Raw genomic sequence first — 17,598 nt, forward strand, 5'->3', positions numbered from 1 at the left:
TGCTACGGGACGGACCGCGGGGCTGTTCGCCCCCGGCGAACGCCAGTTGGGGAACATTGCTGCGCGCAGAAGCATTGAGTCGGCATAGCTCAACTTCACTGCCGGAGGGAAGATCATGGCTTCGACGTCCGTAACGCTCACCCTGCCCGTGCTGCCGCTCGACGATGAGGTCGTGCTGCCCGGGATGGTCGTCCCGCTGGACCTGTCCGACGCCGAGGTGCGCGCGGCCGTCGAGGCCGCGCAGGCGGCGCGCGGCAGCGGGAAGCCCCGGGTGCTGCTCGTGCCGCGGGTCGACGGGAAGTACGCCGGGATCGGTGTGCTGGGGACGGTCGAACAGGTCGGGCGGCTTTCCGACGGCGATCCCGGGGCGCTGATCCGCGGGCGCGGCCGCGTCCGGATCGGCGCCGGGACCACCGGGCCCGGGGCGGCGCTCTGGGTCGAGGGGGAGACCGTGGAGGAGCAGGTGCCCGACCCGCTGCCCGGGGCGGTCGCCGAGCTCGTCAAGGAGTACAAGGCCCTCGCCACCAGCTGGCTCAAGAAGCGCGGCGCCTGGCAGGTCGTGGACCGGGTGCAGCAGATCGAGGGGGTCTCGGCGCTCGCCGACAACTCCGGGTACTCCCCGTTCCTGACCGTGGCGCAGAAGGTGGAGCTGCTGGAGACCGTCGACCCGGTCGCCCGCCTGCGGCTCGCCGTGAAGGCGCTCAGCGACCACCTCGCGGAGCAGGACGTCGCCGAGTCCATCGCCAAGGACGTCCAGGACGGCGTGGAGAAGCAGCAGCGCGAGTTCCTGCTCCGCCGCCAGCTGGAGGCCGTCCGCAAGGAGCTGCGCGAGCTGGGCGGGGAGAAGGAGGGCGAGGAGTCCGACGACTACCGGGCCCGCGTCGAGGCCGCCGACCTGCCCGAGAAGGTCCGCGAGGCCGCGCTCAAGGAGGTCGACAAGCTGGAGCGGGCCAGTGACCAGAGCCCCGAGGGCTCCTGGATCCGCACCTGGCTGGACACCGTGCTGGAGCTGCCCTGGAACGAGCGCAGCGAGGACCGCTACGACATCCAGGGCGCCCGGGCCGTCCTCGACGCCGAGCACGCCGGGCTCAACGACGTGAAGGACCGCATCACCGAGTACCTGGCCGTGCGCAAGCGGCGCGGGGAGCGGGGCATGGGCGTCATCGGCGGCCGGCGTGGCGGTGCCGTGCTCGCTCTGGTCGGGCCCCCCGGCGTCGGCAAGACCTCGCTCGGGGAGTCCGTGGCGCACGCCATGGGCCGCAAGTTCGTGCGCGTCGCCCTGGGCGGTGTGCGGGACGAGGCCGAGATCCGCGGCCACCGCCGGACGTACGTCGGTGCCCTGCCGGGCCGGATCGTCCGGGCCATCAAGGAGGCCGGCTCCATGAACCCGGTCGTGCTCCTCGACGAGATCGACAAGGTCGGCTCCGACTTCCGCGGCGACCCGGCGGCGGCCCTGCTGGAGGTCCTGGACCCGGCGCAGAACCACACCTTCCGCGACCACTACCTGGAGGTGGAGCTCGACCTGAGCGACGTGGTCTTCCTGGCCACGGCGAACGTGCTGGAAGCCATCCCCGAGGCCCTGGCCGACCGGATGGAGCTGGTGCGCCTCGACGGCTACACCGAGGACGAGAAGGTCGTCATCGCCCGCGACCACCTGCTGCCCCGCCAGCTGGAGCGCGCCGGGCTGACCGCCGAGGAAGTGGTCCTGGAAGAGGGGGCCCTGCGCAAGCTCGCGGGGGAGTACACCCGCGAGGCGGGCGTGCGCACCCTGGAGCGGTCCATCGCGCGGCTGCTGCGCAAGGTCGCCTCGCAGCACGAGCTGGGCGAGCGGGAGTTCCCGTTCACCATCGGCGCGGGTGAGCTGCGGGGCCTGATCGGCCGGCCGCACCACGTGCCGGAGTCCGCCCAGGACCCGGCCGAGCGGCGCACGGCCGTCCCGGGCGTGGCCACGGGCCTGGCCGTGACCGGCGCCGGCGGTGACGTGCTCTTCGTCGAGGCCTCCCTGGCCGACCCGGAGACCGGCGCGGCCGGACTGACCCTGACTGGGCAGCTGGGCGACGTGATGAAGGAGTCGGCGCAGATCGCGCTCAGCTTCCTGCGCTCGCACGGCGCCGAGCTGGAGCTCCCGGTCGCCGACCTGAAGGACCGGGGCGTGCACATCCACTTCCCGGCGGGCGCCGTCCCCAAGGACGGTCCGAGCGCGGGCATCACCATGACCACCGCGCTGGCCTCCCTGCTCTCCGGCCGCCAGGTCCGCACGGACGTGGCCATGACCGGTGAGGTTTCGCTGACCGGGCGGGTGCTGCCCATCGGCGGGGTCAAGCAGAAGCTGCTCGCCGCGCACCGGGCCGGGCTGACCACCGTGATCATCCCGAAGCGCAACGAGGCCGACCTGGACGACGTCCCCCATGAGGTGCTGGAGGGGCTGGAGGTGCACCCGGTGACCGACGTGCGCCAGGTGCTGGAGCTGGCCCTGGCCCCGGCGGTGGTCTCCTTCACCAAGGCCGCCTGACCGGCGCCGCCGCACCTCCGCAGGCCCGGGACCCCCTTCCCCTGGACTCCGTCCGGGGGCCCCCAGGCGGGGTCCCGGGCCTGCGGCGCACCCCCTGGGAAATACTGGACCCGTACCGGGGTGCCAGGTCGCGCCCCACCAGCGATGGGAGCGGCACGTGCACGGCAGTGAAGACCAGGAGTTCCTCGCTCTGGAGCGGGAGCTGTCCGTCTTCCTTCGGCGCGCCCGGGCCTCCTCGGGCGAGATGGCCCGCGCCCTGCACCCGGAGCTGGAGCCCGCCGCGTACGGGCTGCTGGTCCGGCTGGAGGCCGCCGGCCGCCAGCGGGCCACCGAGCTGGCCGCCTACTTCGGCGTCGGCAAGGCCACCATGAGCCGCCAGCTGCGCGCCCTGGAACTGCTGGGCCTGGTCGCCCGCGAACCGGACCCCGCCGACGGCCGCGCCTTCCTCGTCGGCCTCACGGACGAGGGCCGGGCCCGGTTCCTGCGCGTGCGAGGGGCCCGGCGCGAGCAGTACATGCGCAAGCTGGCCGACTGGGACCGCGGCGAGGTCGCCGAGCTGGCCCGGCTGCTCAACCAGCTGAACTCCGGCGAGGAGTAGGACCGGGCCCGCCGGGAGCGCGGGCTCACAGCTCGGCGTACACCGCCGAGGCGTCGTCGTGGCGCTTGTACCGGGCCGGCGGGCGCACCGGGTCGGACTCGATGGCCCGCACCCGCCCGATCAGCCCCCGTGCCCCCTCCTCGCGCAGCACGTCCAGACAGGCCGCCCAGTCGCCCTCCCCGAAGGTGTCCGTCCACCGGCTCGCCCCGTCCGTCAGCGCGGCCAGTGCGCCCACCTCCCGGCGCGGGGTGCGCCCGACGACCGCCCGGGCCGCCACCGAGGGGTCGGCGGCGGCGGTGAAGAAGCCGCCCTCGGCGTTGCGCAGCGCGTCCGTGGCCGCCACCGAGCCGCGCACCCCGTGCGGGATCCGGTCCAGCCGGTCGTCGAGCACCGCCGTGACCCCGCCGCCGGGCGCCCGCAGCAGGAGCACGGAGTCCGAGAGCACCAGGTGCTCCACGCGGGCCTCGTCCCAGCGGACCATCACCACCGTCGCCTGCGGCGTCCGGACGTGAGAAAGGTCACAGGTGCCGCGGTGGGCGTCGGCCGTGTCCCCGATGGCCCGGGCCAGGATCCGGTCGAGCGGCATGTCCCGCCGCGATCCGGACAGTTCGGTCAATCGACCGCCCAGGCGGGTGGCGAACCAGGGCACTCCGTGCGCGCAGCCGTCGTCCCCCCGGGGCGGAGTGACCCCGTCCAGGACGACCACAACACCCCCTCCCGCCGCAGGTGTCGACGCCGACACCCAGTCCTCGTTGGGGCGTTCAGCACTGCCGGGGGTCGAAGCGAGGTCGATGCGCATACGGACATTCTGCCCACCGGAACCCCGGATGGCCGGTCAGGTACGTACCAATGCCGGAAGGGGTACTCCCGGTAAATGTGGGCGGGCATATTGCCAAAGCCCGCCTCGATCTTTCAACCGCCCGTCCATGGACGGCGCCTGGCACGCCGTGCCCGAGTTGGTCGGCCACTCCTCCGTGATGTTCACTCCTTCGAGTGGCCGGGTGGGCGATGTGCGGCTCTCCTCCCAACACACTGCGAAGGTCTGAGGCGGTACGAGGGGGCAGGGGGCGTTTACTTGTTGACCGGCCGTTACCTCGGCCACACGAGTAGACGAGCACGACCCCACGTACAGGATTGCGAGCACCGGTGCAGAAGAAGCGGTCTCGGAAGAACGGCACCGCCAGCGCCGACGGACCCGCCAAGGCAGGACGCCGCGTGCGCGTCCGCAGCAGGCTGGTCGTCGGAGTAGCAGTCGCCGGACTCACCGTCCTCGCGGCCGGCACCCCCGCCGTCGTCTCCGCCACCAGGGAACTGGACGACTCACAGCGACTCGTCACCCTCGCCGAGCAGACACAGCACACCCTCACCCTCGTCCACCTCCTCGGCGACGAGCGCGACGCCGTCGTCGAGTACGCGGCCAAGGGCCGTCCCGGCAACGCCAAGGCACCCGTCGACGAGCGCACCGCGCGCACCGACCGGACCCTCGCCGAACTCCGCCCGGAGGCCGACGAGGACCTCGCCCGCGCCCTCGGCCACATCAAGGCCGCCCGCGCCGAGGCCGTCGACGGCAAGGGCACCGCCGTGGCCGCCCAGCAGGCCTACGCCGGGCTCATCACCGAACTCCTCGCGCCCGGCGACCGGCTCGCCGAGCTCACCCCGCCGCGCGCCGAGGCCGCACTCGCCGTCACCCGTCCCATGGCGCCCCTCAGCCGGGCCGTGGACCAGGCCTCCGCCACCCGCGGGCTGCTGCTCGCCGCGCTGGCCGTCCCCCGCGCCGAACAGGCCCCGGGCAACGCCGCCGCCGACGAGCTCAGCGCCGCCGCCCAGCGTTCCCGCGTACGCGAACAGGCCGCCCTCGACGACTTCAACCGGGCCGCCCGCCCCGCCGTGCGCCAGACCCTCGCCGCCACCGTCACCGGCCCCGAGGTCAAGACCGCCGAGGACCAGCTGGGGCGCCTCACCGAGCGGCCCACCCTGACCGCAGCCGAACGCAAGGCCACCGACCCGGGCGCCCTCGCCTCCGCGCTGACCGCCCGCATCGACCGCATGCGCTCCGTCGAGGCCACCCTCGCCGGCCAGCGGGCCACCGCCCTCGCCACCCAGCGCGACGACGACGTGACCCGGCTCGAACTGATGGTCGCCGGACTCGGCGTCCTCTTCCTCTTCGTCATCGGCTTCACCACCGGCGTCGCCCGCTCCCTGACCCGGCCCCTGTCCGTACTGCGCCGCGGCGCCGAGCGGCTGGCCACCCCGGAGGGCTCCCAGGAACCGGTCCGCTTCACCGGCCGCAACGACGAGTTCGCCGAGGTCGTCCGCCACCTCAACGCCGTCCGCGAGCAGACCGTCGCCCTCCACACCAAGATCGCCGGCCTGGACGCCGACCGCCGCCGCCTCATCGGCCGCAACGAAGCCCTCGCCACCAGCCGCGAAGCCCGCGAGAAGGAGCTGGCCTCCACCCGCAAGGCCCTCGAAGGGGAACTGGCCGAGCTGCGCGCCGGGCTCGAAGAGCACCGCCGCATCATGTCGACCACCTCGGTCTCCCTCTCCCTGCGCACCCTCGGCCTGGTCGAGCGCCAGCTCGCCGTCATCGAGGAACTGGAGTCCAAGGAAGGCGACCCCGACCGGCTCGCCACCCTCTTCAAGCTCGACCACCTCGCCACGGTCATGCGCCGCCACAACGAGAACCTGCTGGTCCTCGCCGGGCAGGAGCACGGCCACGGCCAGAGCCTGCCCGTGCCGCTGGTCGACGTCATGCGCGCCGCCGTCAGCGAGATCGAGCGCTACGAACGCGTCGACCTGACCACGCTGCCCTCCTACACGCAGGTCGCCGGGCACGCCGCCGACGACATCTCGCACGTGGTCGCCGAGCTCCTGGAGAACGCCACCACCTTCTCCCCGCCGGAAGCCAAGGTGAAGGTCTCCGGCCACATCACCGACGCCGGCGACGTGGTGCTGTCCGTCGTCGACGAGGGCATCGGCGTCACCGGCGACAGGCTCGCCTCCCTCAACTCCCGCCTCTCCACCCCCGAGGCCTACGACGAGGAACCCGAGACCGAACACGGCCTGGGCCTCGGCCTGTACGTCGCCGGACGCCTCGCGGCCCGCCACGGCGTCACCGCCGAGCTGCGCACCGCCGCCCACGGCGGCACGGAGGCCGTCGTGGTCATCCCGGCCGTGCTGCTCCCGGACGCCCCGCCGGCCTCGCCCGTGCACAGCCTGGGCTCCTCCGGCGCGCCCGCCTACCAGCTGCCCGGCGTGATCGCCGAGGCGAACGAGCACACCCTCCCGCCCCGCCTGCGCCCCCAGCCGACGGACACCCCGGCCCCCGAGGAGGCCGCCAGGGTGGTCACGCTGGCCGAGGCCTTCGAGGCGGAGCCGGAGGGGTCGGCAGAGCTGGCGCAGTCGCCGGAGTCGGCGGAGGACGAGGGTGCTCAGGCCGGTGACGTCGAGGCCGGTGACGTCGGGTCCGTGGACGCCGGGTCTGCTGACGCCGGGCACGAGGGTGCCGGGCACGGGGGCGTCGAGGACGGTGCCGTCGGGTTCGTGGATGCCGGGTCCGTGGACGCCGGGTCCGTGGACGCCGGGTCCGCTGACGTCGAGTTCGTGGACGCCGGGTCCGTGGACGTCGAGCGCGCGGGTGCCGGGATAGGTGCTGCCGGGTTCGAGTCCGAGTCCGGGGCTGAGTCGGAGTCCGAGTCCGAGTCCGACTACGCCGACTCCGTTGGCTACGCCGCCGCCGACCTGGTGGCGGAGGCCTTCGGGGCCGGGGCCTTCACCAAGCGGCCCGCCGACACCGACACCGCCGGCACCGCCGACGCCGAGCAGCCCGCCCGCGTCGTCCCGCTGGCCGAGGCCTTCGAGGACGCCCAGCTGCCCCCGGCCGACCAGGTCTTCACGGCCGGCGCTGACCCCTTCGCCGCCGAGCCGCCCGCCGCCGAGCCGCCGGCCGGGGTCGTGCCCGAGCCGTCGGCCGGCTTCGAGGACGCGCCGCCGCCCGCCGACGAGGTCTTCACCGTGCCCGCCCCCGCGGCGGAGGCGCCGGGTGGGGAACGTCCCGAGGAGGAACTGCTCGCACGGGTCGTGGCCGACGCCGATGCGGACGCCTTCGCGGTGGCCGACCCCGCCCCGGGGGACGCCGCCGGGGAGCCGGGCACCGCGCCCGGTGGCCCCGTAACCGATGCAGGACTGCCGCGCCGGGAACGGAACGACGCCGACCAGGGCGGACACCGACGGGCCCCCGACGCCGGGGACGGCTTCATCCCCCGCCAGGGCAGCCACCCCGAGCCCGGCGGCACCGAAGCCGTCACCGCCAAGGGCCTCCCCAAGCGCACCCCGCGCGCCGTGGCCGCCCCCGGCGGCACCGGACGCCCCGCCGCGGCCCGCCCCGAGCCGCGCCGGGTCGACGCCGAGGAACTGCGCCGCCGACTCGGCGGTTTCTACCAGGGCGCCCAGGACGGGCGCCGGGTCGCCGCCGCCGAACTCGCGCAGGACCAGCGGCAGACCCCGGGGGGTCCGGGGGCCCATGAGGCCCACGGACAGGGACACACCGATCAGGGGGACACCGCACAGGAGGCACGCACATGACCGCGCCCAGTACGTACGGACTGAGCAGCCAGGCCCGCAACCTGCAGTGGCTGCTGACCGACCTGGTGGAGGAGGTGCCCGGGGTCAACTCCGTGGCCGTCGTCTCCTCGGACGGGCTGCTGCTGCTCTCCTCCGAGGCCGCCCCCGAATCCCGCAAGGCGGACCGGCCCAAGGGCCCCCGCGGGGCCTCGGCCGACCTCGCGACCATCGTGTCCGGGCTCGGCAGCCTCACCACCGGCGCGGCCGCCCTCATGGAGTTCGGCTCGGTCAAGCAGACCATGGTGGCGATGGAGAACGGCTCCGTCTTCGTCATGGCCATCAGCGACGGCTCCCTGCTGGGCGTGCACGCCACGCCCGACTGCGACATGGGCGTCGTCGCCTACCACATGGCCCTGTTCGTCGGCCGCGCCGGCCACGTCCTGACCCCCGAAGTCCGCAGCGAGCTGCGCCAGTCGATGGAGAACACCCCGTGAGGAGCCCGGCCTCCGACCGACTGCCGATACGCGGGGCCGACCGGCGCCCCGCCCGCGTCCGCCCGTACTCCCTGACGGGCGGCCGCACCCGCTTCACACAGGTGCTGCTCGTGGAGACCTTCGTCGCCACCCTGGACGCCGGACCGGCCAAGACGCCCGACCGGATGCCCGAGATGCGGGCCATCGTCGAGGTCTGCCGGCGCATGCGGACCATCGCCGAGATATCCGCGCTCCTGAAACTGCCGCTCGGCGTGGTCCGGGTCCTGGTCAGCGACCTCGCCGACCAGGGCCGGATCCGCGTCTACGGCACGGGGCACGGCACCGGCCGCCCCGACCGCGCGCTGCTGGAAAGGGTGCTCGATGGCCTTCGCCGTCTCTGAAGCCGTCCCGGACGCCGTTTCCGACGCCGCCTCCGACGCCGTCGCCGGTCCGGACACCGCGCTCCTGCTGGCCGACGAGCCCGTCCAGCCGTGGCAGTACGACCGCTCGCGCGCGCCCGTAGCCGTCAAGGTGCTGGTCGCGGGCGGGTTCGGCGTCGGCAAGACCACCTTCGTGTCCTCCGTCTCCGAGATCACCCCGCTGCGCACCGAAGCGGTGATGACCCAGGCCAGCGTCCCCACCGACGACCTGACCGGGACCCCGGACAAGAACACGACCACCGTCGCCATGGACTTCGGCCGCATCACCCTCGCCGACGACCTCGTGCTCTACGTGTACGGGACCCCGGGCCAGGAGCGGTTCTGGTTCATGTGGGACGACCTGGTGCGCGGCGCCATCGGCGGCCTGGTGCTCGCCGACACGCGCCGGCTGCGCGACTGCTTCCCCGCCCTCGACTACTTCGAGAGCTGCGGGCTGCCCTACGCCGTCGCCGTCAACCACTTCGAGGGGTCGAAGGAGTACGAGCCGGAGGACGTGCGGGAGGCGCTGACCATCCCGCCGGACGTCCCCGTCGTGATCATGGACGCGCGGCGCCGGGCCACGGTCGTCGAGTCCCTGCTGACGCTGGTGGGTCACGCGCTGGACGCCACGCCCGCGTAGCCGGCCGCGCCTGTGTTGCTCGTACCGCCTGTGGTGCTCGTGCCGCCGTGGTGCTTGTACCGCCCGTACCGCCCGTACTGCTCAGATTGAGAACGTGAGATGCGCAGGATACTTGTCGTGGGGGCCGGGCAGTCCGGCCTCCAGCTCGCCCTCGGCCTCCAGGCGAAGGGCTACGAAGTCACCCTCATGTCCAACCGGACGGCGGACGAGATCCGCACCGGACGGGTCATGTCCACGCAGTGCATGTTCGACTCCGCGCTCCGGCACGAGCGCGACCTCCAGCTGAACTTCTGGGAGCGGCAGGCCCCCAGGATCCAGGGCCTCGGCGTCTCCGTCGCCGCTCCCGACGGCGGCCGCGCCGTCGACTGGCTCGGCCGCCTCAAGGGCTACGCGCAGTCCGTGGACCAGCGCGTGAAGATGGCCGGCTGGCTCGACGTCTTCGTGCAGCGCGGCGGCCAGCTGGTCATCCACGGCGCGTCCGTCGCCGACCTGGACTACTTCTCGCGCGCCTACGAACTGGTGCTGGTCGCCGCGGGCAAGGGCGAGCTCGTCTCCATGTTCGGCCGGGACGCGGCACGCTCCCCTTACGACAGCCCCCAGCGCGCCCTGGCCGTCGCGTACGTGCACGGGCTCGGGCCGCGCCCGGAGCACCCGGACGCCGAAGCCGTGCGCTGCAACCTCGTGCCCGGTGTCGGCGAGCTGTTCGTCATGCCGACGCTGACCACCTCGGGGCGGGCGGACATCCTGTTCTGGGAGGGCCTGCCGGGCGGGCCGCTGGACGTCTTCCGGGGCGTCAACGACCCCGGCGAGCACCTGGAGCTCACGCTGGAGCTCATGGAGAAGTTCGTGCCGTGGGAGTACGCGCGCGCCACGAAGGTCGAACTGACGGACGCCGGCGGCACGCTGGCCGGCCGCTACGCCCCTGTGGTGCGCAACCCGGTCGGGCGGCTGCCGGGCGGCGGGCTGGTGCTGGGGGTGGCGGACGTGGTCGTCGCCAACGACCCGATCACCGGGCAGGGCGCCAACGCCGCCGCCAAGTGCGCGGCCTCGTACCTGTCGTCGATCCTGATGCACGGCGACAGGCCGTTCGACGAGGCCTGGATGAAGGCCACCTTCGACAAGTACTGGTTCACCACCGGCAAGCCCGTCACCCAGTGGACCAACGCCATGCTGGGCACCCCGCCGCAGCACGTGCTGAACCTGATCGGGGCGGCCGGGCAGTACCAGCGCGTGGCGGATCGATTCGCCAACGGCTTCGACAACCCGGCCGACTTCGACGCGTACTTCTATGACCCGGAGGACACGGAGGACTACCTGGCGGAGGTCGCCGAGGCGGCCGAGGCTGCGGCCGGGGCGGAAGCCGCCGACGGTTCCCCGTCCGCGTCGTAGCCGGCGTCGTCCCCCGCGGCCGAAGCCTCCGGCAGCGGCGGCGGGGTGAACTCGGCCAGCGGGGTCCCGTCCGGGTCGGGGCGGACCGCGCCCAGGAGCGGGTTCGCCGCGATGGGGGAGACCTTGACCTTCGCCCCCGGACGGGGGGCCTGGATCACCTTGCCGTCGCCGATGTAGAGGGCCACGTGGGTGGCCTTCGGGAAGTAGACCACCAGGTCCCCGGGGCGCAGCCGGTCCAGCGGCACCCGGGGCAGCTGGGCCCACTGCTCCTGGCTGGTACGGGGGATGGACCGCCCGGCGTGCTCCCAGGCCTGCGAGGTCAGCCCGGAACAGTCGAAGGAGCCCGGACCCTCGGCGCCCCACACGTACGGCTTGCCGATCTGCGCGGCGGCGTAGCGCAGGGCGGAGTTACCCGCGGCGGTGGGCGGGGTCGTACGGGCGGGCAGCCGGCCCGAGTCCAGCAGGCTGCGCTGCGCCCCGGCGGTGACGGCCGCCTCCCGCGCGCCGAGCCCGGCGAGCTCGGCGGGGGTGAGCGCGGCCAGCAGCCGCTCGACCTCCTTGAGCCGGCCGGTGACCTCCCGCTGGGCCTCCTTCTGCCGGGCCGCGAGCGACTGCTGGGCGTCCAGGGCCTTGCGGGCGGCATCGGCGAGCGCACCTGCCTGCTTACGGTCCCGCTCCAGCCGCGCCACGACCCCGGCGCGCCGGGCCCCCTCGCGGGAGGCGAGGCGCCGCTGGTCGAGGGCCTGCTGGGGGTCACCGGAGAGCAGCATCCGCAGGTAGGGGGAGAGGCCGCCGCCCTGGAGCCCCTGGTACTGCTCCCGGGCGAGCCGCCCGGCGGTGGCCCGCTCGGAGTCCAGCGCCGAGCGCGCCCTGCCGAGGGCGGAGCTGAGGCGTTCCTCCTCGGCCTGGCGGGCCTTGAGGGCCACTTCGGCGGCGTTGTAGGTCTCGGCGGCCTCCTCGGCCTGCTGGTACAGCCCCTGCAGGCGCGTGAGCAGCTCCCCGACCGGCTCGGCCCGCGCGAGGGGCGGGGGGCCGGCGGTGACGAGGAGGGTGGCGGCGGCGAGGCAGCTGATGCCGCATCCGAGCAGTCGTTTTGTCATGTAATCACCTCTGCTGGCTGATGCTGCCACGCGGTCGGGTGGGGTCCGGCGAGGCGGCACGGCGGGGGAGCGGGGGTCACCCGGGTGGGGGGCTTTTTCGGCGCGGGCCCGCTTTCTCCCCCGGCGCGGGGGGAGGGGCCGGGCGGGGGCTGCCCACCCGCCTCCCCGTCTGCGGGCCGGTGGGAGGCGGGGGTGTTCGTCGGGCCGAACCAGCGGGCCGGGCGGGGGCGGGGGAGGGCGGTGCCTCGGCGGGGCGGCCTCAGGGACGGGTTGGGGGTTTCCCGTCCGTCTCATCGTCCTTCCGCGGCGGGCCGCCCTGTCAAGGGCGCTCCCTTCGGTCGCGTCGCTGCGCGATCGCCTGCGGCGACCCTTGACAGGGCGTCCCGCCGCGAAATGCCGAAGACTGCCGGGAAACCCCCAAAGGGACGGCACGGTTCTGCCTGGGCCCTGCGGCTCCCTCAGTGAGCAGGAGAGGTGGTCGGGGGTCGGCAGACCCGGGATCCGGGCCGACGGAATCGCATCCGGCGCTGGTGGGCGCGTCAGATCGCCACGGGCTTCTCCCGTCTCGGCGTCCGCGTCCCGTCCGGGGTCGCTGCCCGCAGCTGAGGACGATGGAATCGTCGTCCGGGGGCGGTGGGCGCGTCAGATCGCCACGCGCTTCTCTGATTTCGGTGTCCGGCTGCCGTCTTGGGCTCATACCCGCGCCAAATGACGAACAGAGCGGCGATCGGGGACCCGGCGGGCGGCTGGAGTGGGTCGGGCGGAAGTCTGGTGCCTTACCTGGTTTGAGAAGGCGTTGGGCGGGTCGTGGGATCGGCGGCGGAACTCGCGGTCGTCGGGGCTGGTGCGTGTCACCCCTCCAGCAGCCGCCCCTTGGCCCGTGCGAACTCCTCCGGGGTCAGGAGGCCCTCGCGGGCGAGGTCGGCCAGTTGGGTGAGCTCCGACACCAGGGTTGCGTGCGTGGAGGGAGGCGCCGGGGTTCGGGGTTCGGCGGGCCACGGGGCCGGGCGGGCCATCGCGTCGGCCTCGTCCACCGCCTCCGCCCGGCCCTCCAGGCCCGCCGAGCCCGCCGCCTCCGCCAGGGACTCGGCCTCCGTGAGGGCCTCGGCCTCGTCCTCCGCGAAGGCATCCGCCAGGGATTCGGCCGTACCCTCGCCGGAGTCCACGTCCTGGCTCCACTCCGCCGCCCCCGCCGCCCGTCGCAGCAGGCCCCGCAGCAGGGGGTGGCCGGGCGGGCGGGTTGCCGCCGTCACCGTCACGTTCACCGGGCGGATGAACATCAGGCCACCTCCACCCGTTCCGCGGGGATGCGCACCGAGCCCACGATCCGCCCGCCCGCCGCCCGTACCGCGACGGCCGCGTCCTGCGCCCAGACGTGTTCGACCACCAGCAGCAGCGCGCAGCTGCCCCGGTCCAGGAGCTCCGCCGCCTCGCGCACGTCCTCCGGGCCGATCAGCCGGGCCACGTCGCGGCCCGCCAGGAGGCCGCGCAGCTCCACGAACTCGTCGAACTCCGCCGCCAGGACCTCCCCCGACGCCGTCTTCGTCGTGACGAGGCCGTCGATCAGGCGCACCACCCCGGTCTTGCGCAGTCCCATGACGGCCTCGACCGCCGGGACCCGGAGCTGCTCCTCCGGGAAGGCGAGGACGATGAATTCCACAGGTCCCATAAGGCTCGGCTCCCGCTCCTCGCTACGGCGATTTCGACCGTTTCTGACGACTCTTCGGCAGACTATGGCATAACCGGACATAGGGGCGGTTGGCTTGCTACGTTTCCCGTATGCCCCCGCCAGCCCTGACGGCGAAGCTGACGGAGCCCGAGCCCGCTCCGCCCCCGTACTCCGACGCCCGCACCCCCAAACGCCGGGGCATCGAGCTGACGCTCCTCGCCGGAGCCGTCCTGATCTCCGTACTCGGACACGCCTACGTCGGCCTGGCCGGCGGAGTCTCGACCTCCACCTCCCACTACGCCGCCGGGCTCGCCGTCGCCGGGCTGCTCGCGCACCTGGCCGTGCGGATCAGGGCCCCGTACGCCGACCCGGTCCTGCTGCCCATCGCCGTCCTGCTCAACGGCCTCGGCCTCGTGTTCATCGAGCGGCTCGACCTCGCCACCCCGGGCGAGGCGGGAGCGGGGGACCAACTGCGGTGGTCGGGGCTCGGGGTGGGGCTGTTCGCCCTGGTCGTCTTCGGGCTGCGGGACCACCGCGTGCTCCAGCGGTACGCCTACCTCTCCGTCACCGCCGCCCTCGCGCTGATGCTCGTCCCCGTGTTCTTCCCGGCCGTCAACGGCGCCCACATCTGGATCCGCTTCGCCGGGCTCTCCTTCCAGCCGGGGGAGTTCGCCAAGATCCTCCTCGCCGTCTTCTTCGCCTCCTACCTCGCCGCCAACCGCACCGCCCTCGCCCTCACCGGCCGCCGGCTCTTCTGGAAGCTCCGGCTCCTGCCCGGCCGGGTCCTCGGGCCGATCCTCGCGATCTGGCTGCTCAGCGTCGGTGTCCTGGTCCTGGAGCGCGACCTCGGCACCTCGCTCCTGTTCTTCGGCCTCTTCGTGATCATGCTGTTCACCGCCACCGGCCGGATCGGCTGGATCGCCGTCGGGCTGCTCCTCGCCGCGCTCGGCGCGTACGCCGTCGGAACCCTCGAACCGCACGTGCACAGCCGCGTGCAGGACTGGATGAATCCTTTCGCCTCCATCGACCGCGGCGAAGGCCCCGGCCAGCTCGCCCAGTCCCTCTTCGCCTTCGCCGCCGGCGGCCTCCTCGGCGCGGGCCTCGGCCACGGCCAGTCCTTCCTCATCGGCTTCGCCGCCAAGTCGGACTTCGTCCTCGCCACCGCCGGAGAGGAGCTGGGCCTGGTCGGCCTGACCGCCCTCCTGCTGCTCTACGGGCTCCTCGTGTCCCGGGGGTTCCGCGCCGGGCTCGCCCTGCGCGACCCCTTCGGGCGGCTGCTCGCCACCGGGCTCGCCTCGATCGTCGCGCTCCAGGTCTTCGTCATCGCGGGCGGCGTGACCGGCCTGATCCCCCTCACCGGTATGGCCATGCCCTTCCTGGCCCAGGGCGGCTCGTCCGTCGTCACCAACTGGATCATCGTGGCCCTGCTGGTCCGGCTGAGCGACAGCGCCCGCGGCGGCGGCGGGGCCGGGGGGCCGGGATGATCCGCTACATCCGCTGGTGCGCGTACTTCTGCGTGCTCCTCCTCGCCGCCCTCCTCGTCAACGTGGCCCGCGTGCAGGTCTGGGAGTCCGCCGCCTACGGGGCGAACCCCGCCAACAAGCGCCCCGCCATCGAGCGCTACGCCCAGCCCCGGGGCAACCTCCTCGTCGACGGCCGGCCCGTCACCGGCTCCCGCGACAGCGGCCAGCTGCTGCGCTACGAGCGCACCTACACGGACGGCCCCCTCTACGCCCCGGTGACCGGCTTCTCCTCCCAGACGTACGGCACCAGCTTCGTCGAACGTGCCGAGGACGCCCTGCTGGCCGGCACCGACCCGGGGCTCTCCGCCTTCCCCCTCTGGTACGACCTCTCGCGCGGCCGCCCCGCCGGCGGCGACGCCGCGACCACCCTGCGCGCGGCCGTGCAGCGGGCCGCCTACCGGGGGCTCGGCGGCAGGCGCGGGGCGGCGGTCGCGCTGGAGCCGGCGACGGGCCGGATCCTGGCGCTGGTCAGCAGCCCTTCGTACGACCCGGGCCTGCTCTCCGGGACCGGTGCGAAGGTCAAGGCGGCCTGGGCGCGGCTGAACGCGGACCCGGCCAAGCCGATGCTCAACCGGGCGCTGCGCGAGACCTATCCACCGGGCTCCACCTTCAAGATCGTGACGGCCGCCGCCGCCCTGGACGCGGGCGTGGTCACCGACGTCGACGCCCCCACCCGCACCCCGGACCCCTACCCCCTCCCCGGCACGAGCACCCTGCTGCCGAACGCGGGCACGGGCTGTGAGGACGCCTCGATGGCGGAGGCGGTGCAGTGGTCGTGCAACACCGTGATGGCGAAGGTCGGGGTGCAGGTGGGCCTGGAGGGGATGGTCGCGGCGGCGGAGCGGTTCGGGTTCAACGACGAGGGGCTGCGGGTGCCGTCCTGGGTGTCCCGGTCGAACTTCGACACCGACATGAGCCCGGACCAGCTGGCGCTCTCCTCGATCGGGCAGTTCAACACCAGGGCCACGCCCCTGCAGATGGCGATGGTGGCGGCGGCCGTCGCCCACGGCGGTGAGATCGAGACCCCCTGGCTGGTGGACCGCACGACCCGGCACGGCGGCGGCCTGGTCCGCCGTTTCGCCCCGCGCACCCTGGGCCGGGCGATGAGCACGCCCACGGCGCTGCGGCTGCAGGAGCTGATGGTGAAGGTGGTGGAGGAGGGCACGGGCCGCAACGCGGCCATCCCGGGAGCCAGGGTGGGCGGCAAGACGGGTACGGCCCAGCACGGGGTCGGCAACGCCGGCACGCCCTACGCCTGGTTCATCGGCTGGGCGGCCGCGGACGGCGCGCCGCAGCCGGCGGTGGCGGTCGCGGTGGTGGTCGAGGACGCCTCGGCGGTACGCGGAGACATCAGCGGCAACGGCGCGGCGGCCCCGATCGCCCGCACGATGATGGAGGCCGCCCTGACCGGCGGGCCCCGCTGAGGCCGCCCCCTACGCCCCGGCCCCCTCCTGGACGGCCGCCTCCACCTCCGCCACCCGCTCCCGTTCCTCGGTCGCGAACCGTTCGCGGTCGAGGGCCTCGGCGATCTCCTCGTCCTGGGCCATCAGCAGGTCCAGGTTGGAGTCGCCCATCTCGAAGACGCCCATGTCCAGGTAGGCCTTCTGCAGCCGCTCGCCCCACAGCCCGATGTCCTTCACGCACGGCACGATCCGGCTGAAGAGCAGCCTGCGGAACAGGTGCAGGAACTCCGACTGCTCGGAGAACTCCTCCGCCTCCCGCCGCGGGATCCCGAAGTTCTCCAGGACCTCCACGCCGCGCAGCCGGTCCCGCATCAGGTGGCAGCCCTCGATGACGAACTCCTCGCGCTCGCGCAGTTCGGCGTCCGTCAGCTGGCGGTAGTAGTCGCGCAGGGCCATCCGTCCGAAGGCGACGTGGCGGGCCTCGTCCTGCATCACGTACGCGAGGATCTGCTTGGGCAGCGGCTTGTCCGTCGTGTCGCGGATCATCCCGAACGCGGCCAGCGCCAGCCCTTCGATGAGCACCTGCATGCCCAGGTACGGCATGTCCCAGCGGGAGTCGCGCAGGGTGTCGCGGAGGAGCCCCTGGAGGCTGTCGTTGACCGGGTAGAGCATCCCGACCTTCTCGTGCAGGAACCGGGTGAAGATCTCGGCGTGCCGGGCCTCGTCCATGGTCTGGGTGGCGGAGTAGAACTTGGCGTCCAGGTCCGGTACGGACTCCACGATGCGCGCCGCGCACACCATGGCGCCCTGCTCGCCGTGGAGGAACTGGCTGAAGTTCCAGGCGCTGTAGTGGCGGCGCAGCTCGCCCTTGTCCTTCTCGGTGAGCTTGGCCCAGTGCCGCGTCCCGTACAGGGTCAGCACCTCGTCGGGGGTGCCGAGCGGGTCGAACGGGTCCACCTCGATGTCCCAGTCGATGCGCTTGTCGCCGTCCCACTGCTTGTCCTTGCCCTTCTGGTAGAGCGCGAGGAGGCGTTCGCGGCCCTCGTCGTACTCCCAGCTGAAGCGGGCCGAGCCGCTGGCGGGCACCTGCCAGACGCCCTCGCCCGGGGCCGTGGTGTAGAGCTCGTGCGTCGACACTGACGCCTCCTCGTCTCACGTGCTGCCGTACTGCCGTACAGGACTGGACAGTTGGCAGCGTCACACGTTGGTAGACACGGGGTCAACAAGTCGTGCGCGAGGGATTGACGACCTTGCTGACAAGCAGTCTTATAAGACGTGACCGCTGGTAACCCGACTGCCGAGGTGCCCG

Annotated in this window: 14 protein-coding genes; 9 read left to right on the plus strand and 5 right to left on the minus strand. The window is 73.5% G+C overall.

Annotated features, from left to right (window positions below; all coding sequences use genetic code 11):
- Nucleotides 1–115 precede the first annotated feature (115 nt).
- Nucleotides 116–2,512, plus strand: coding sequence for an endopeptidase La (gene lon, locus BX286_RS24840; RefSeq protein WP_121016346.1), 2,397 nt, complete (start codon nt 116–118; stop codon nt 2,510–2,512).
- Nucleotides 2,513–2,669: 157 nt separating this feature from the next.
- Entirely contained in the window at nt 2,670–3,110 is a 441-nt protein-coding gene (locus tag BX286_RS24845) for a MarR family winged helix-turn-helix transcriptional regulator (protein ID WP_100862876.1), read from the plus strand.
- Nucleotides 3,111–3,135: 25 nt separating this feature from the next.
- Here the strand turns inward: BX286_RS24845 and BX286_RS24850 are convergent, their stop codons facing one another.
- Nucleotides 3,136–3,909, minus strand: a complete 774-nt coding sequence (locus tag BX286_RS24850; RefSeq protein WP_121016348.1) for a protein phosphatase 2C domain-containing protein — start codon at nt 3,907–3,909, stop codon at nt 3,136–3,138.
- A gap of 347 nt (nt 3,910–4,256) precedes the next feature.
- Here BX286_RS24850 and BX286_RS24855 point away from each other — a divergent pair, with 347 nt between their 5' ends.
- The 5 genes from BX286_RS24855 (at nt 4,257) to BX286_RS24875 (ending at nt 10,594) form a co-directional block, all read left to right on the plus strand.
- Nucleotides 4,257–7,694 carry a nitrate- and nitrite sensing domain-containing protein gene (locus BX286_RS24855; RefSeq protein WP_187344188.1) on the plus strand — a complete coding sequence of 1,146 codons (3,438 nt, stop codon included), beginning with the start codon at nt 4,257–4,259 and terminating at the stop codon, nt 7,692–7,694.
- A complete protein-coding gene (locus BX286_RS24860; RefSeq protein WP_079429753.1) occupies nt 7,691–8,167 on the plus strand; it encodes a roadblock/LC7 domain-containing protein in 477 nt (158 codons plus the stop codon). Before BX286_RS24855 ends, BX286_RS24860 begins: the two co-directional genes overlap by 4 nt.
- A complete protein-coding gene (locus BX286_RS24865; RefSeq protein WP_079429754.1) occupies nt 8,164–8,547 on the plus strand; it encodes a DUF742 domain-containing protein in 384 nt (127 codons plus the stop codon). Before BX286_RS24860 ends, BX286_RS24865 begins: the two co-directional genes overlap by 4 nt.
- Entirely contained in the window at nt 8,528–9,205 is a 678-nt protein-coding gene (locus BX286_RS24870) for an ATP/GTP-binding protein (protein WP_261993508.1), read from the plus strand. Before BX286_RS24865 ends, BX286_RS24870 begins: the two co-directional genes overlap by 20 nt.
- Nucleotides 9,206–9,304: 99 nt before the next feature.
- Nucleotides 9,305–10,594 carry a styrene monooxygenase/indole monooxygenase family protein gene (locus tag BX286_RS24875; RefSeq protein ID WP_121016352.1) on the plus strand — a complete coding sequence of 430 codons (1,290 nt, stop codon included), beginning with the start codon at nt 9,305–9,307 and terminating at the stop codon, nt 10,592–10,594.
- Here the strand turns inward: BX286_RS24875 and BX286_RS24880 are convergent.
- From BX286_RS24880 to BX286_RS24890, 3 genes are all read right to left on the minus strand, one after another.
- On the minus strand, nt 10,516–11,694 hold the full coding sequence (locus tag BX286_RS24880) for a C40 family peptidase (protein WP_121016354.1): 1,179 nt from the start codon (nt 11,692–11,694) through the stop codon (nt 10,516–10,518). The genes BX286_RS24875 and BX286_RS24880 overlap by 79 nt on opposite strands.
- An 851-nt stretch (nt 11,695–12,545) precedes the next feature.
- Complete coding sequence (locus BX286_RS24885; RefSeq protein ID WP_100862873.1) at nt 12,546–12,974, minus strand: hypothetical protein; 429 nt, start codon at nt 12,972–12,974, stop codon at nt 12,546–12,548.
- Complete coding sequence (locus tag BX286_RS24890; RefSeq protein ID WP_079429758.1) at nt 12,974–13,363, minus strand: DUF6325 family protein; 390 nt, start codon at nt 13,361–13,363, stop codon at nt 12,974–12,976. The genes BX286_RS24885 and BX286_RS24890 overlap by 1 nt, the downstream gene beginning before the upstream one ends.
- 110 nt (nt 13,364–13,473) lie before the next feature.
- On the opposite strand from BX286_RS24890, the gene BX286_RS24895 reads away from it, so the two are divergent.
- Both BX286_RS24895 and BX286_RS24900 read left to right on the plus strand, forming a co-directional pair.
- Complete coding sequence (locus tag BX286_RS24895) at nt 13,474–14,847, plus strand: FtsW/RodA/SpoVE family cell cycle protein (RefSeq protein ID WP_121016355.1); 1,374 nt, start codon at nt 13,474–13,476, stop codon at nt 14,845–14,847.
- Nucleotides 14,844–16,310, plus strand: coding sequence for a penicillin-binding transpeptidase domain-containing protein (locus tag BX286_RS24900; protein ID WP_100862871.1), 1,467 nt, complete (start codon nt 14,844–14,846; stop codon nt 16,308–16,310). The genes BX286_RS24895 and BX286_RS24900 overlap by 4 nt, the downstream gene beginning before the upstream one ends.
- Nucleotides 16,311–16,319: 9 nt before the next feature.
- Here BX286_RS24900 and BX286_RS24905 read toward each other — a convergent pair whose 3' ends face one another.
- Nucleotides 16,320–17,426 (minus strand): ferritin-like domain-containing protein, encoded by a 1,107-nt coding sequence (locus tag BX286_RS24905; protein WP_121016357.1) that lies wholly within the window; start codon nt 17,424–17,426, stop codon nt 16,320–16,322.
- Between the last annotated feature and the right edge of the window lie 172 nt (nt 17,427–17,598).

Origin of the sequence: Streptomyces sp. 3211.6 (assembly GCF_003634815.1) — a bacterium.
GTDB lineage: Bacteria > Actinomycetota > Actinomycetes > Streptomycetales > Streptomycetaceae > Streptomyces > Streptomyces katrae_A.